The sequence below is a fragment of the Prosthecobacter debontii genome, from assembly GCF_900167535.1.
GTDB lineage: Bacteria > Verrucomicrobiota > Verrucomicrobiia > Verrucomicrobiales > Verrucomicrobiaceae > Prosthecobacter > Prosthecobacter debontii.
In genome coordinates, this window is record NZ_FUYE01000013.1 from 59917 (window position 1) to 76036 (window position 16120).

At 57.5% G+C, this 16120-nt stretch carries 13 protein-coding genes; 5 read left to right on the forward strand and 8 right to left on the reverse strand.

Going from position 1 to position 16120, the window contains the following annotated elements:
* Window positions 1-2: 2 nt before the first annotated feature.
* Entirely contained in the window at window positions 3-1433 is a 1431-nt protein-coding gene (locus B5D61_RS17620) for a DNA-3-methyladenine glycosylase 2 (RefSeq protein ID WP_078814825.1), read from the reverse strand.
* Window positions 1434-1582: 149 nt separating this feature from the next.
* Here B5D61_RS17620 and B5D61_RS17625 point away from each other — a divergent pair, with 149 nt between their 5' ends.
* Window positions 1583-3235, forward strand: a complete 1653-nt coding sequence (locus tag B5D61_RS17625) for a hypothetical protein (protein ID WP_176159502.1) — start codon at window positions 1583-1585, stop codon at window positions 3233-3235.
* Between the two features lie 22 nt (window positions 3236-3257).
* On the opposite strand, the gene B5D61_RS17630 is transcribed toward B5D61_RS17625, so the two are convergent.
* The 4 genes from B5D61_RS17630 to B5D61_RS17650 all read right to left on the reverse strand — a co-directional run bounded on the left by B5D61_RS17630 (window position 3258) and on the right by B5D61_RS17650 (window position 10669).
* Window positions 3258-5630 carry an FAD-dependent oxidoreductase gene (locus B5D61_RS17630; RefSeq protein ID WP_176159503.1) on the reverse strand — a complete coding sequence of 791 codons (2373 nt, stop codon included), beginning with the start codon at window positions 5628-5630 and terminating at the stop codon, window positions 3258-3260.
* 990 nt (window positions 5631-6620) lie between these two features.
* Window positions 6621-7076: a transposase gene (locus B5D61_RS17635; protein ID WP_078814749.1), complete on the reverse strand. Its 456-nt coding sequence runs from the start codon at window positions 7074-7076 to the stop codon at window positions 6621-6623.
* 708 nt (window positions 7077-7784) lie between these two features.
* A complete protein-coding gene (locus B5D61_RS17645; protein WP_078814751.1) occupies window positions 7785-8690 on the reverse strand; it encodes a beta-propeller domain-containing protein in 906 nt (301 codons plus the stop codon).
* A 338-nt stretch (window positions 8691-9028) separates the two neighbouring features.
* A complete protein-coding gene (locus B5D61_RS17650; RefSeq protein WP_078814752.1) occupies window positions 9029-10669 on the reverse strand; it encodes a fumarate hydratase in 1641 nt (546 codons plus the stop codon).
* A 110-nt stretch (window positions 10670-10779) separates the two neighbouring features.
* Here B5D61_RS17650 and B5D61_RS17655 point away from each other — a divergent pair, with 110 nt between their 5' ends.
* Entirely contained in the window at window positions 10780-11025 is a 246-nt protein-coding gene (locus B5D61_RS17655) for a hypothetical protein (protein WP_078814753.1), read from the forward strand.
* Entirely contained in the window at window positions 11022-11426 is a 405-nt protein-coding gene (locus B5D61_RS17660; RefSeq protein WP_176159505.1) for a TA system VapC family ribonuclease toxin, read from the forward strand. Before B5D61_RS17655 ends, B5D61_RS17660 begins: the two co-directional genes overlap by 4 nt.
* A gap of 3 nt (window positions 11427-11429) precedes the next feature.
* Here B5D61_RS17660 and B5D61_RS17665 read toward each other — a convergent pair whose 3' ends face one another.
* The 3 genes from B5D61_RS17665 to B5D61_RS17675 form a co-directional block, all read right to left on the reverse strand.
* Window positions 11430-13049 (reverse strand): sialate O-acetylesterase, encoded by a 1620-nt coding sequence (locus B5D61_RS17665; protein WP_078814755.1) that lies wholly within the window; start codon window positions 13047-13049, stop codon window positions 11430-11432.
* A 149-nt stretch (window positions 13050-13198) separates the two neighbouring features.
* Window positions 13199-14353: a galactitol-1-phosphate 5-dehydrogenase gene (locus B5D61_RS17670; RefSeq protein WP_078814756.1), complete on the reverse strand. Its 1155-nt coding sequence runs from the start codon at window positions 14351-14353 to the stop codon at window positions 13199-13201.
* 99 nt (window positions 14354-14452) lie between these two features.
* Entirely contained in the window at window positions 14453-14800 is a 348-nt protein-coding gene (locus tag B5D61_RS17675) for a VOC family protein (RefSeq protein WP_078814757.1), read from the reverse strand.
* A gap of 42 nt (window positions 14801-14842) precedes the next feature.
* Between B5D61_RS17675 and B5D61_RS17680 the strand changes: the two genes are divergently transcribed.
* Window positions 14843-15250 carry a (deoxy)nucleoside triphosphate pyrophosphohydrolase gene (locus B5D61_RS17680; RefSeq protein WP_078814826.1) on the forward strand — a complete coding sequence of 136 codons (408 nt, stop codon included), beginning with the start codon at window positions 14843-14845 and terminating at the stop codon, window positions 15248-15250.
* Between the two features lie 191 nt (window positions 15251-15441).
* Window positions 15442-15957 carry a hypothetical protein gene (locus B5D61_RS17685; RefSeq protein ID WP_078814758.1) on the forward strand — a complete coding sequence of 172 codons (516 nt, stop codon included), beginning with the start codon at window positions 15442-15444 and terminating at the stop codon, window positions 15955-15957.
* Window positions 15958-16120 lie beyond the last annotated feature (163 nt).

Sequence of the window (16120 nt, forward strand, 5' to 3'; positions counted from 1 at the left end):
GGTTAGGTGAGGCTTTTCCAGAGGGCTGCGGCAGCATAGGCGCGCCAAGGACGCCAGGCTTGAGAGCGTTGTTCCACGACACGTGCCGGGGCAAGCTCACCTTGGCCGACCGCTTTCCGCAGACCCAAGTCCGCAGCCGGGAAGGCATCCGGAAAACGCAGTCCTCTCATGGCGATGTAGTGAGCTGTCCAGGGGCCGATGCCGGGTAACTGGACCAAACGAGCCACGGCTGCCTCGTGATCCAAGCCCACTGGGAAATCCAGTCCTCCCCGCAGCGCATAGGTGGTGAGATGCCGCAGCGTTTCCGCCCGTGCACGGACCAAGCCTAAACGGCAGAGATCATCGAGGGATAACCGATCCATCGCCTCGACGGTAATGGCATGACGGTGCAAGGCGGCAAAGGGTGTTGACATAGGTTCCCCGAGTCGCTCCGCCAACCGACCGGACAGGGTCGTCGCGGCAGCGACTGTGATCTGCTGGCCCAAGACCGCACGAACGGCGAGCTCGAAAAGATCCCAGGTGCCGCCGACTCGAAGACCTGGAAAGCGGCTCAAGGTCGGGGCCAGCAGAGGATCATCGCCCAGGACTTCATGGATGCTTGCCGGGCTGGCATCGAGGTCGAACATGCGTCTCACCCGAGATTGAAGGCTGCCCAGATGACGGGAAAGGGAAGGGGAGACTTCGACGATCAAAGCTGAGGTGGCCACCTCCGGCCAAACACGCATCCAGCCCTCGGCATGGCCGATTTTCACGGTTCGGCGGTATTCATGATCCTGGATTTCTTCGACTCCAGGCACCAACCGGCTGCGAAAGTAATCCATCAAGGCCTCCCAGGCCAAAGGGGGGCGGTAGGCCAAGCGCAAACGGATGCTGTCCACGGGCTGGCGTGTCCCTTTCCGACACGCACTGGGGGCCATGCGATAGTGTTGCTGGAAGACCGTGTTAAAGGTGCGCAGGCTGCGGAATCCCGATGCCAGGGCGATCTCGCTGATCGGTTGAGTCGTTTCTTGGAGAAGCTGTTTGGCTAAAAGCAGCCGCTGCGTCTGCACCACCTGCACCGGGCTCACGCCGAACTCGGTTTTTAATAAACGGCGCACCTGCCGTGAACTCAGGCCGAGGTCCGCATCCAGAGCCGCCAGGCGAGAGCCCTCCACGGCACGCTCTTGCAGGCGTTTCAAGATCGCTTCCGCCAGGGAGGTGCTGCGGAATCCAGGGGCCAGTTCCGGGCGGCACCGGAGGCAGGGGCGAAACCCCGCCGCCTCGGCAGCGCTGGCGGTGCTGTAAAACTGACAGGAACGGCGAGCGGGGGTCCGTGCGGGGCAGACCGGGCGGCAATAAATGCTCGTGGTTTTGACGGCGGTGAAAAACACCCCATCGAAACGGGAGTCCCGCGCTTGCAGGGCGCTGTAGCACGTGTCGTCAGAAAGTATCATGCCCCGAGGATGGCGCAGAAAAGGAATCTCTGCTCGCCATTTTCGGACAAGGTTATGATTGGTTTCTGCGCGAGGGAATGCTCCATAAAATTGAAAGAGCATCATGCGGGCTTGAAATGCCTGGAGCGAAAGCCGTAGAATCTCGAAGCATGATCAACCGCATGTTGATGTTAGGAGTCGTTGTGATAATGCTGCTGAGCTCGCGTCAAGTGCAGGCGACGTCTTGGGTTGTCCCGACTTGGGAGCAGCTGGCTCAGGAAGCAGATTTTATCGGTGTGGTGGAATGTGTGACGGCTGGAGGCATTGTGGCTCGCTATCGGGTGGAGGAGTCTTTGAAGGGGATGGCCGTCGGGACCGAGTTCTTAATGGAAGAGTTTTCGGATTCGATGGGAAATCATTATCCGGTCAGATTGTGCGGAGAACGGATGCTGGTGATGGCGGCCAAGATCAAAGCTCCAATGGAGCGCAACTCGTCAGATCTTTTTTGGACCATTCCCGCTGACTATTTTGCTTTGTTTTTTGGGACTTGGGAGCTGGAGTATCTGCCTGCTTTGAAAGCTTCTTTTGGCGACAGCGTCACTTCGGTTAAAGAGGCTGAGGAGGTAATTCAAAAGTTTCTCGAAGCATCCGAAAATGAGAAAGAACGGCAGACTATTTTGTCGATCCTGCGGAGTGACCATCGACGGTTTTTGCACTTTGTTGAAGGAACTCGTTCCAACGAAAACGGAAGGCTTTGGGAGGACCTTGAAATCTCTGAGGAGGATATCGCGAAGACTGCGGCAAGGCTACAGACTTTGCAAAAACACACGGATGCAAAGGCACTGATCAGGCAAATGTTGGAGATGGCTCCTCATGAAAAAGTCCTCGGACTTTGGGGGGCGTTGGAACGTGGAGGCGTTCAGGTGGCCCTCGACGAGTGTAAAAAACAGAACACCGATGCTTGGTCAGAGGACAGCGTGATTCAGTTGAACAACGTCTGCCATGCCATCTTTAAGCGGTTGAATCGAGAAAATCAGTCTGAGGAAGTCGTGGCACAGGAAAAAGTAAATAAAGTTAGGCCGAATGAAGATGAACTGTTGAAATATCGCCAGAGGGTCAGCGAGTTAGGATCTGATGATAGCCGTCTGGGAGGGAATCCTTTTGTGATTGTTGATCCAGAATCTTCGAAAGCCTGGAATGCTGCAGTGGAAAACCTTGTTGCGTATGATCCTGATTTTTTGGTGGCCATGTTGATCGCTTGGCCTCGGAGTGATGATGCAGCTGCTTGCAAGCATGTGCTGATCCGGCTGTGCTTCGCTGCGCAGGGAGATCGGGCAGAGCTATTCATGCGATTGCAAGAGGCCCGTGATCCACTTATTCAGGTCATGGCAGCCATTTACCTCTGTTTTGAGAATCAAGACGAAGGGCTGAAGCGTCTGCGACAGCATAGCCAGCTGCCTGGTGTTGCAGGAGCTTGGGCGGCATTGACTTTGGCCAGACGCGGGGAAAAAGGGGCCATGCCGCGGGTGCTGGAGGTTTTCGCTCCCTTGGATGAGGGGGCGAAAAATCTGATTTTCGATCCAGATCAACTCAGGTTCATTCTTCAGCAGAGGCTGCTGGTCCTTTTGTCAAACTCAGCCAAGAACAGCAATGTCCCAAGATTCTTCTTTGAGAACTACACCACCTTCTATCCTGAATTTGGCGAAGGCGGAGTTCGAGAGCGGCAACTCAAGGCTCTCAAAAAATGGTGGGCAGAGCATGCCGATGCCATTGAACTTCATGACCCATGGAGAGGTGTTTTAGAGCAAGAAAAAAAGGACTGATATGGATCTCGCGGCATGAGAGCTAGGCAGAGGGCGCTGCTGCTTTGAGCGGCTTCTTGGTCAGCATGATCTGCGCGATCCGGCGGATGACGGTCTGCACGTTGGTGCCTGAGCAGGTGCTGCCTTCGACGGCACTCTTTTGCCAGTAGCCGGGCGTTCCCAGGATACCTTCTTCGACACAGGTCATCACGGCTTCATCGGCGGGGCGTTGCGGTTGGAGACTGCGCGCGGTGTTTTTCAAAAGGATGCCGACGTTCTTGCCCGAGCAGGTGGAGTTTTCCGTGGCGTGGGCGATCCAGTAGTCAAACGAGCTGATGAGCTTGTGGTCGATCAAGACACGCAGGTCCGCGGCGAGTTGCGGAGAGATTTCGGCGAGGTCAATCGGCGTGGGCGTGCGTGGGGCGGGCCAAGCGAAGGTTTGCGGGGTCTGGGTTTGACGAGCTTGGGCGAGTTTGACAAGGCCCTGAGCCATCAAGTCGGCGGCTTCGCGTCGTGTCATCGCCTGGCTTGTTTTCGCGAGGTTATCCAGTCCCGTCAGGGTGACTTGATGCTCAGCCAGGGCCTTTTTCAGCTTCTCCGCAAACACGGTCGGAGTGACCGGGGTGGGAAACTTCACGGCTTGGTCAAAGGCGCACTTGAAGATCTGGGCGGCGGCCTCGGGAGTGAGCGGTTGGTCAGGCAGAAACTTGCCTTCTTTCAAACTCATCAGCCCCCGCACCGTCACCATCTGCGCCGGCTGCCATTCCCAGCTTGTTTTGGCGATGTCCTTCAAGGGGGTGATCTGGAGCGTGTCACCGGTTTTGAGAAGCGTGTCTTGGACGAGGATCGGGTCGAGCTGACGAGGCTGGACCTGGTTCTGAATTGCGAGCGCAGCGATGGCTCCGGCGGCCTGGCCCATCAGCATGGTGCTGGGTTGCAAACGAGTCGCGCCATTGGCGAGGCGAGACTGAGAGATGTTCTTCTCAGCGGGGATAAAACCATCCACGGTCTCAGGAATGAAGCACTCGAAGGGAATGGCAAACGGGCCGGTGCCGTGACTGCCAAAGCTGCCCTGAGGGATATCTTCGACGGGGTCGAGATCCAGCTCCAAAAGTTCCGGCTTCTTGGAGCCATGCAGATCCACCGCATAGTCACCCAGCGCGATGGTGTTGATGAACTCCGTCGGTTGGCGCGGCTTACGTTCGATCTCGCGGGCTCTCAGCGTATGCAGGCCCACGATGCGGCGGCTCTCACGCGCATACGCCATGATCGAGAAGTGGTAGAGGATGTCCCGATACGGGGCCAGCTCCGGTTGATCTGCGATCCAGGCGTCCATCTGCGCACGATTGTAGGGCGTGTCGTAGCCCTCATCATTCGCGACGCTCCAATCCGTTTTCCCGATCGTGTGCTGCACGTAATAGAGCAGGTGCAGCGTTTTCAGCATCGCCGAGCGCAGCGTCTTTTGGCGGGAGGTCAGATCTTCGACATCGCCAATCGTGGTCGGGTGGTCATTGTTAAAATTCATGTGTGTGCGCGTGATGACACCCACTTTGTTAGGCTGCTCACTGTTTGGCATGCCGCGATACCGGATGAACCGCTCAAAGCTCCAAGGCGCCTCTTTTGAGAGAATGTCATCGCCTGCTGCCAGCGTGCGCACAAAACCCTGATGCACCGCCGGAGTGTAGCCGGGAGGTGCTTCATGGATCACCAACTCATCAGGGACGCCCTGCGGATACTCTTTGATCACCGCCGTCCAGGTCAGGTCTTGGATGCGTCGCTTCATATCCACGTTGTCATTGAAGCAATTCCCCACGCGATAGCGTGCACCCGTGAGCGGGATGACATCGCCCCACTCCGTGGCGTCCATCAGGATCTTGCTCTGGATCGTGCGGGTTTTTTTCCCCGACGTGATTTTCACGCCCGTCACCGCATTCCCCTCCTTCAGCACTTCGGTGACTTGGGCTTGCAGCGTGATGTCCAGCGCCTTCGTATGCGTGCGGGCCTCCGCCAGCATGTCGTAGAGGATCTGTTGGCCCACGTGCGGCTCCATGCAGATGTGGCGGAAACCATAGGCGGTTTCCGCGCTCATGCCCAGCTTGTTGTAGTGGGCATTCACCGCATCGACAAACTCATGATACAGCCCGCGCTCCCGCACGATGATGGGCCCTTCATCCATGGAGGTCACCGCCGCCGCATTCATCTGCCCGCCGATGTAGTCCGTCTCCTCCAGCAGCAGCACCGTGGCCCCCATCCGCGCCGCCTGCATGGCCGCGCCAAAGCCCCCCGTGCCCGCCCCTGCAATGACCACATCGTAGCTCTCCTGCAGGGCTTTGAGAGGCTTCGGGCTCGCTTCCTGCGCGAGCAGAGTGGAGGTGATCAAAAGCAAAAGGCTAGGCAGGCAAAAACGCAGAAACATGGGGAGAAAAACGAGGCAATGAGGCGGCATATTGCCAGCGAATCGACTCGACCGAAACAGCCTCGTCGCCCCGGCCATCTGCCCCCCCGGCAGTCCCGGCCCTTCAAGGTCCGTATCGAGGTCGCTTTTAGTCCCGTCGATATCGCGATGCCTACATGAGGATCGGGATGCATCGTTCGAAGTTAATTTCCAGTCACCACGATGGACACAACCCCGTTGGGGTTGCTCTGCAAATTCCCGCATCATACATGCAACCCAGGGTTGGGGCAACCCTGGGCTCAATGACGCAAGCCCTTTGGGCTTGGCCCTGGAGCGGGCCGGTTTGAGGTGATGATACGCGAGCATGGTTCGACGTGGAGCCTGCGTGTGAGTGTGGAAACACCGGATGAGGCAATGACACGCAGCCATGGTGTGGCAGGACACCCCCCGGTCCCATACGATCCTGCATCCCCTCCAATGCCAACGGCATTGTGTCTTTCAGCCCAGGGTTCTCTGAACCCTGGGTAGCGTGCACGAGGGTGTTTGAAATCCCGGGCAACCCTGGGCTCAACGACGCAAGCCCGTTGGGCTTGGCCCTGAATTGGTTGGTTAGAGGCTATGACACGCAGACATGGTGCGACGCGGGGCCCGGGCGTAAATGTGGAAACACGGGATGAGGTGATGACACGCAGGTATAGTTCGACGCGATGCCTGGGCGTGAATGTGGAAACACGGGATGAGGTGATAACACGCAGATATGGTTCGACGTGATGCACGGGCATGAATGTGGAAACACCGGATGAGGTGATGACATGCAGACATGGTGTGGCAGAACACGCGCACGGTGCCATGGGGTTCTGCATACCTCTCAATGCCAACGGCATTGTGTCCCTCAGCCCAGGGTTCTCAGAACCCTGGGTCGTCTGCGTGTGAGTATTTCGTGGGGCGGGCAACCCCAACGGGGTTGCGTCCATCGGGGTGAGTGGACACACTCTCCCGAATGGTGCCTTTCTAATCCCACACGTAGGCTTCATCCCACTTCTGGCCATGCTTACGCAGAAGGGCACGATATTCATCCTGAAAGGTCACGCCACGATGATGCGCTTCTTGATCTTCAATGTAACGTGTCACGGGTGGAAGCTGCGATTCTGAGACGGAAAAGACACCATATCCTGCCTGCCAATGGAAGTTGCAAAATTCTTGCCCCTGATTCTGAATCCAATGGGTGGAACTGCGTTTGACCTCTTTCACCAAGTCCGCGATGCAAAGCGTGCGCGGTAATGTGGCCAGTAGATGCACGTGATCACTGACTCCCCCAATGATGAGAGGCTGACTGTCTAACGTTTTTAAACACCCGCCCAAATAGGCATGGACCTCTTGGCGAAAACTGGGGTTTTGAAAAGAAGGCATGCGGTCTTTTGTCGAGAAAACCGTGTGCAGAATGACGCGGGCGAGGGACTGCGGCATGGGGCATCGTGAACGATCACGCTGGAATTGGCAAGAGGCGACGAAGGCGAGATGAGGAAGGGAATTTGTTTTACCGGTGGACGGAACCCCGTTGGGGTTCACCGCGATGCGTGGCGGTGGGGGCCTGCGAGACCCAGGGTTGTGCCAACCCTGGGCTCAATGACGCAAGCCCGTTGGGCTTGGGAGGGAAGCGGCAACAAGGCATGGTGAAAACCGCGAGTGATGCGAACTGTTTCCAGAGCCATTGCGTGATTTGATGCATCAGGTTCAAGACCATAGGCTTTAAGATATGGGGCCATTATTCATGAAACTAGCCGTGTGGGACATCCCTCCCCATTGGATTCCCTGATCCCTGCCGATGGCCTTACGATATGAATGCTGTTCTTCGTGAAACCCCTAGCTCACATCCATGCTCTATTGGGTGTCTGCATCAATGCCAACGGCATTGTGTCTTTCAGCCCAGGGTTCTCTGAACCCTGGGTAGCGTGCACGAGGGCGTTTGAGATCCTGGGCAACTCCAACGGGGTTGCGTCCATCGTCGGGTGGTCGTTGAGGGTGGTTTTATCTCCGCACCTCATGTTAGACCGAGCCTTCATGGACAGAACCCCGTTGGGGTTCGCCGACATTCATGGTGGTGGGGTTCTGCGAAACCCAGGGTTGGGGCAACCCTGGGCTCAATGACGTAAGCCCGTTGGGCTTGGGGGGAGGTCAGCGCAGGATTTGACCCTGGGTCACATCACCAGTGACATCGAGGACTTGGATTTGATTGATGTCTTTGAAGTGGGCGTGGTCGGCGGATTCCCAAACGACTTTTTTGTCGGGAGTGACCTCGAAGACTTGGGGTTGCTCGCCGAGATGGCCGTGGCCGAGGTAATTACAAAAGACGGTGTTGCCGTTGGGCAGGCGCTGGCAACCGGCCATGAGGCGGAGGGTGTTGCCGGGGAGGTCGTTTTCGTTGAGCTCCCAGACGACTTGGCTGTCGGGGGCGATCTCTTGGACTTTGTGCCCGTCGCCACAGGTGATGAGGAGGTTTCCGCTGGGGAGGGGCACGACTTCATGGGGATCTCCCGGCACGGGGATCTCGCGGAGGACTTGGCCGGTGGGGTCGAGCTCGACGACTTTGCCCTCACCTTTGAAGGTGACGAAGTAGTGGCCGTTGGCGGTTTTACGGGCGCCGCGGAATTGGTTGTGAATCTTTTCGCAGGTGGTGACGAGCTTGATTTCTTTGGCGATCTTTCCGGCGCGGTTGACCTCGATGAGGCGGCTGGTGCCGCATTCGACGATCAAGACGTCGCCATTGGGGAGGGGCTGGCAGGCATGGCACTCGACCTTGGTGTCGGTGGGGGCTTTGTATTCCCAGACGACTTGTTTATCGCGGGTGATCTCCTGGGCACCGTCGAGGTAGGCGAAGAGGATGTTGCCATTGGGCAGGAGCCAGCAGTCCTGCGGGCGTTTGGTCTCGATTTGCCACTCGATCTGGCCGCTGGGGGTGACGATGCTGATGGTATTACCACCATAGTCACAGCAGAGAAAGGGACGTGAAGGGGAGTCGGCGTGGCTGGTGAGGGTGAGGGCCACGATGGCGATGCTGAGGAGGCGGGGAAGGAGACGCATGAGTAGCCTACAACGATAGGGTGTGTTTTAAAATTCGGGAGAGGCTCGCCCGCGAGAAGGAGCTCAAGAGCAAGGCGAACGCCGACGGGGTTATGGAGACATAACTCCGAGGCGTTCAACGCGGCTATTCGGCTCCTTCTTGCGGGCCCTTCGGGTTGAGTGAGAACGAAGGCCATGGCGGCGTTGCTGCGCTGGGCCAGTATCGCAGAGGATACAGGCACGGCGCTCGCGCCTGGCCCTGACCTCCGTTCTGACTCAACGAGCCCTCCCCAATTTGAAAACACACCCTTTAAAAAGCCCTGATCACTCAGGGCTTTTTCGTTCGGGCTTGCCTTGGCTCAATGCTTCACGGAGCAGCCGGGGCCGACGCTCTGGAAGAAGTCATTGCCCTTGTCATCCACGAGGATGAAGGCGGGGAAGTCCTGGACTTCGATCTTCCAGATGGCTTCCATGCCGAGCTCGGGGAACTCGACGACTTCGACTTTCTTGATGTTCTCTTTGGCCAGGATGGCGGCGGGGCCGCCGATGCTGCCAAGGTAGAAGCCGCCGTGTTTTTTACAGGCGTCGGTGACTTGCTGCCCCCGGTTGCCTTTGGCGATCATCACCATGCTGCCGCCGTGGCTCTGGAAGAGATCGACGTAGCTGTCCATGCGCCCGGCGGTGGTGGGGCCGAAGCTGCCGCTGGGCATGCCGGCGGGAGTCTTGGCCGGGCCGGCGTAATAGACGGGGTGGGCCTTGAAGTAGTCGGGCAGCTCGCCACCGGCATCGAGGCGCTCCTTCAGCTTGGCGTGGGCGATGTCGCGAGCGACGACGATGGAGCCATTCAAAAGTAGGCGGGTGGTAACGGGATGCTTGCTCAATTCAGCGCGGATGGCCTCCATCGGCTGATTCAGGTCGATGCGCACGGCGTTGGTATCCTTGCGGTGGCGCAGTTCTTCCGGGATGTATTGGAGCGGATTGGTCTCCAGTTTCTCGATGAAGACGCCATCGCGGGTGATCTTGCCCTTGGCTTGGCGGTCGGCCGAGCAGGAGACACCGATGCCGATGGGCAGGGAGGCTCCGTGCCGGGGCAGACGGATGACACGCACATCAAGCGCGAAGTATTTGCCACCGAACTGAGCGCCGATGCCGCAGGTGCGGGCGGCCTCCAACATTTGGGCCTCCAGCTCCACATCGCGGAAGGCGCGGCCGTGCTCGTTACCGGTGGTGGGCAGGTTGTCGTAATACTTGGTGGAGGCGAGCTTGACGTGCTTCATGGTCGCCTCGGCTGAGGTGCCGCCGATGACGAAGGCGAGGTGATAGGGCGGGCAGGCGGCGGTGCCGAGGGTGAGCATCTTGTCCGTGAGGAACTTGACGATGCTTTTCGGGTTCAGCACGGCACGAGTTTCCTGATACAGGAAGGACTTGTTGGCGGAGCCGCCGCCTTTGGAGATGAAGAGGAACTTGTAGGCGTCGCCTTCGGTGGCGTAGAGATCGAACTGGGCCGGCAGGTTGGTGCCCGTGTTCTTCTCATCATACATGTTCAGCGGGGCATTCTGAGAGTAGCGCAGGTTGTTCTCCGTGTAGGCTTCATAGACACCTTTGGAGAGGGCTTCTTCATCGCTGCTCCCCGTCCAGACCTGCTGGCCTTTTTTGCCCATGATGATGGCGGTGCCGGTGTCTTGGCAAAAGGGCAGGAGCCCGGCGGAGGCGACGTCGGCATTCTTCAACAAGGTCAGGGCCACCATGCGGTCGTTCTCGCTGGCTTCGGGGTCGTCGAGGATGGCCGTGACCTGCTTCAGGTGCTTGGGGCGGAGGAAGAAGTTGATGTCATGAAAGGCCTGATTGGCCAGGAGAGTGAGGGCCTGCGGCTCCACGCAGAGGACTTCTTTTCCATTGAAGGTCTGAACGCTGACGTGCTCCTTCGTGAGGAGGCGGTATTCCGTGTCGTCCTGTCCGAGTTCGAAGAGTTCCTGGTAATGAAAGGGAGGCGTAGGCATGGGGGTGGGTGGATACTGTGAAAAGCATACGCTGAGGGGCAAACGCGAATCCATTTCGCGTCACAGAATCGATGAATTGACATCACTGCACCACTGCACCATTTTGATGCATGCGGCTTACCGTGAATTTAGAATCGGATCTTTACGCATTGGCTAAATCCTTGGCCAAGGCAGAGGACTGCACCATCAGCACGGCTATCAACCGACTTTTGAGGCGGTCATTGCCAGGAGGTAAAACCCCCAAAGCCAAGGCTGACTCTCCGGGGGTGCGCAATGGTTTTCAAATATCCCGAGGTGCCGCCATCATTACACCTGAGATGGTGAAACAGTTAGAAGCGGAGGACGACGAATCGTGACTTGGCTTTTGGACGGCAACGTCTTGTTGGCGTTGCAGATCGATTCTCACATTCACCATGACCGCGTTCATCGCTGGTTTGGCCAATTGAAGAAGGATCGGTTCGCCACCTGTGCGATTACCCAGGGCACGTTGATCCGGATGCACATGCGGACTGCTGTGGATACGAGCAGCGTTGCCGCGTGGACAGCGCTGGAGCAAATCATCCAGCACCCCAAGCATGAATGGTGGGGCAATGATCTCAGCTATCTGGAAGTGCCTCATCGCCATTTACAAGGAAGTGGTCAAGTCACGGATGCTTGGCTGGCGGAGTTAGCCCGTCGGTATGGTGGCAAGCTCGCGACGATGGACAGCGGTCTCTCCACACTGCATCAGGATGTCGCAAAGCTGATTCCTCTGTAAATTCTACCGCGCTCCTGCCTTCAACACCTCTTGAAAGGGGGAGGTCACACCCATGGTGCTGGGGATGAACTCATCGGTGCGGAAGCAGCTGGCAGGCAGGCCTTCGGCATTGATCAGGTTGGCTCCCTCGGGGAAAGCTGCCCAGGCATAGCGCACACCCACAGGCTGGGTCACATTGGGGCTAGCGACGATGATTTCATCGCCTTCGATGCGGGCTTCTGCCCAGAACCACTTTTGATCGGCCCCGGCGATCTGGAAGTGTTTCAAGGGACCACCGTCGCGGGTTTTCAAACCGCCGCCGACGTAGTCAAACTGGAGGTGCACCTGATTACCCTCGATGACGCTGTTTTTAAACAGAGGTCCGCTGGGCACAGTGCTGGTGCGAGCGTAATCTTTGGCCAAGGCCCACAGGGCGAGTCGGCGCCCCACTTCCTGTTTGTTCTTGGGGTGAATGTCCTTTTCTTCACCGATGTCGTTGGTCACAGCCAGGCCGGTTTTGGCCAGGGTGGTGGCGGTGAGATATTGGGCTTCTTGCAGCTCCGCCCAGGTGTCGGGAACGCCCGCGTCCTGCGTGATGGGAAGGCCATTGCCGAAGCTGGCGAGCTGGACGATGTAGAAGCTGAACTCGTCATTCCAGCGGGTGCGCCAGTCATTGATCATGTTAGGCAGCAGCTCCTGGTATTGGAAGGCGCGCTTTTGGTTAGACTCGCCCTGATACCAGATGGCGCCCTGCATCGTGTAAGGAATGAGCGGGGCCACCATGGCGTTGAAAAGAACGGCGGGATGGTGGGGAGTGCGGTTGGGATCATCCGGGGGACGCGGGGCCGGGGGAAGTTGCTTCTTTTGATCGGCAGGCAGCTTGGCATTGTCTGCGGTGACGGTTTTCACCTGGGATTGCCACTCGGCCTTGGCCACTTCGAATTTGGCGTTTTCTTCCTTGGCATTCCAGCTTTCGCGGATGCCATTCCAATCACTCAGCATTTGGGCCGCGCAGGGCCGCTCTTTCAGGGATTCGAGACTGGTCCAGGCTTCAATGCGGGTGCCGCCCCAGGAGGTGTTGATGAGGCCGACGGGCACCTTCAGCACCTGATGCAGATGCCGGCCGAAGTAGTAGGCCACGGCCGAGAATTGTCCCACATTCTCAGGGGTCGAGGCTTTCCAGGTGCCTTTCACATCGGTGGCAGGTTCCATGGCCGTGGAGCGCTCCACGGAAAACATGCGGATCTGGGGGAAGGTGGCTGCCGCCATTTCCTGCTCCGCGTTGGCAGCTTGAGAGACGGTCCACTGCATGTTGGATTGACCTGAGCAGAGCCAGACTTCGCCGACGAGCACGTCTTTGAGGGTCATGGTATTGTTTCCCTGAAGGGTCATCTCCGCCGGGGTCGCATTGGCGGGAAGGGGGTCCAGGGTGATGCGCCATTTCCCATCCAGATCCGCCTGAGTGGCTTTGGTTTGTCCGGCGAAACTGACGCTGATCTTTTCATCCGCAGAGGCGGTGCCCCAGATGACGCTTGGTTTGCCTTGCTGTAAAACCAGACCATCAGTGAAGAGGGCAGGCAGGCTGATATCTGCCAGGGCTGGCAGAGCCGAAACGACAAAAATGCAGGCAAGGAGACGCTTCATGGCAGATGACAAAGGGAGTCAGGACAGCGGAATCAACGGCTGTAGATAAGCCCTACGTAACAACCATCTGCCTGTGACACAAGCGAAGGTGTCCGGCGATCTAGAAAGCCCAGTCGCAAGTTTGAGCGACTGGGCGGATCCGGCTAAGCCTAGGCTTCTGGAGTGAGCACCACTTTCAGAAGGCCTTCCTTATTGTCGTAAAGACGCTTGAACCAATCGGCACCGTCTTGGAGCGGAGCGACGGCGCTGAGCAGCGGCTCGACCTGGATGCTGCCGTCTTCGATGCGGCGGATGGCTTCCGGGTATTCACCGGCGCAGGAGCAGGAGCCTTTCAGGGTGATCTGACGCGTCACCACTTCCTGAAGAGGGAAGGGGGTGGAGGGCTGGAGGTTGCCGATCAGGACCACCTGACCGCCTTTACGCACGCAGCGGATGGCGAGATCAATCGGAGCGGCGGCACCGACGACTTCGAAGCTGGCGTCGGCTCCGTCACCACCGCAGATGTCCCGCAGGTGCATGGCCAGGCCTTCCTGCTTGGCATTGAAGGCATCGTCAGCCCCCAGGGTTTTGGCCAGTTCCAGACGCTTATCGTCCAGATCCACCGCGATGACACGCTCCCAGCCACGAGCTTTCAGAGACTGGACCACCAGCAAGCCGATCAAACCGGCACCCACAACGACAGCGACGCCTCCCCGGATGTCTTCGGCCCCGTGATCATGAGCATGGTCGTGCTCTTCCTCACCTTCGTGATCGCAGCCACAGCCTTCACAGCCGGCACCACAATCTTCGGCAAAGGCTTCTCCCACCTCGATGCCATCCGCCAGATTCACGGCGTGGAGGGCGATGGCCACAGGCTCGGCAAAGGCGGCTTTTTCAAAGGGCAGTGCTTCAGGGATGCGATACAGGATGCGCTCTGGCAGCACGATCTTTTCCGCAAAGCAGCCGTGACGGCGATAGCTGCCTGGAGAGACGCCGAGAACTTTGCGATCTGGGCACAGGTTCACATAACCGGCCTGACACTCCTCACACTCACCGCAGTATTCGGTGGAGTCGAAAGTGACGCGCTCGCCGACTTTCCAGTCGGTGACACCTTCACCCACTTCGATGATTTCACCGGCCGCCTCATGGCCCATCACGATGGGCATCTGGCGGCGACCACTGCGGCCATCCATGCCATGAATGTCACTGCCGCAGATGCCGCAGGCTTTGATTTTGACCAGCACCTCTCCGGCTCCCGGTGTGGGGTCAGGGAAACCGATGTCATAATTGAATTCGCAAGGGGCGGTGAGAACGAGGGCTTTCATGAAAGTGAAGACAGAGACGAGGTTGGGGTGAGCCGATGATGGAAAGCGAAACCGCCACGGCAAGGACGGATTGTGGAACGATGAAACGAACGGGCGGTTTCAGCCCACGTATTGGGTGATGAATCCCTCATTGCCTTCAGGATCGCGGTAGCGTCCGAGTAGGATCGGTTCGCCTTCGCGCTGGTTGGGGGCATCGACAATCTTGCCTCCGGCTTTTTCAACCAGTGCGGCCACCTCGAAGACATCGGTAAACTGCAAGCTCAGACCGGTGGGATTGATCGTGCCATCATGGCCTCCATGAAGAGCTAGAATGGCATCTCCAAAGGCCAGCTCAGACCAGAACTCACTGACGAACACTTCGGTAAAACCAAAGACCTGAGTATAGAAGCGGACTGCACGAGTCATGTTCGTGGCCAGCAGCATGAATTTCACTTTTTCAGGGCGCATGGCGGGAGTATGGGGAATCTCCGTCCCACGTCAGCTAAAATCATGTCTGTCTCTGCTGCTCCTATCGATGTCGTGTGCGCCATCATCCGGCGGGGAGACCAGATTCTTTTAGCCCAAAGGCCGCCGGGTAAAAGTCTGGCGGGGATGTGGGAGTTTCCAGGGGGTAAGATTGATCCTGGCGAAACCGCCGAGGAAGCCTTGCATCGTGAACTGATGGAGGAGCTGGGATGTCAGGTTGTCATCTTAGCGGTAGGTCCACCCGTCGTTCATGCCTATGAATGGGGGCGCATCTGCCTGCATCCCTTCTTATGTGAGCTAGCATCGGCAAGCCCAAAACCCACTGCACATGAGCACAGCGAGCTCGCCTGGGTTTTTAAAAAAAATATTTTGTGCCCCGATCTTGCTCCAGCAGATGTGGCTGTTGTGGCTTGGGTCGAAAACTTGGCCTGACTCCTGCGTTGTAACCTGCTGGTTACAAGAGTGTTGCGTAGTTAGGGTAGCGATGAGGTGGGACCTCAAGCTATGCTAATTACGGCGATATTTAAGACTTATTTATATTTTCACATTTTAAATAAATATCATAAATATTTGATGTTTGATAGTATCTATGACAAAATCCTGACAACTGTTTGAAATTTGCCATGCACACTCCCGCACCGCTTGCCAGTTCCGAAGTCGCTTTCGCCAGCTTTGATCTTGTCAGTTTTGGAGAAATCCTGGTGCCAGATCATCCGCTGCGCTTTGGCTTTCAATATGACGTGGTGCCTTCCCAAACAGGAAGTCAGAATATTATTCTCGCCCTAACAGCCGTGGCAAAAATCCCTGGGACCGAACAGTCTTGCACCCGAGGGTTCGCGGTGAAGGTGGATCTCGTCACTGGAGAGGTTTGGGATCTGTTGAACGACAGTGGCCTCGTCGGCTGGATTGAGCGCCCCATGGACACATTTACCGACGAAGAGCCCATGCTGCTGAACTGGGAGGTGGAGCACTATGGGGCGGCCTTGATCCCGAAACTTCAAATCGGTGGCGAAGTTTTCCTCTATCCTGCCCTCCGTTACACGGATGGGATGGTCATGGATACGGTCGCTGGGCTGGATATTGGCCAAGATCCGGCCTCGACGTTTATGCATCCGGCCGTGTGGAAAGAGTCCCTGTAAGACAGCAAACCTGACCCGCAGCGGACGAATCGAGGCATATTCTATTCTAGGTCGAGGGGATAGACAGGAGGCGTCCCAATGCCGCTGTTTTCACTAGCTCCAGAGCCACAAAAAACCGGATTTCTCGAGGAGAAGCCCGGTTTTGATGGAGTTAGGAGATCGC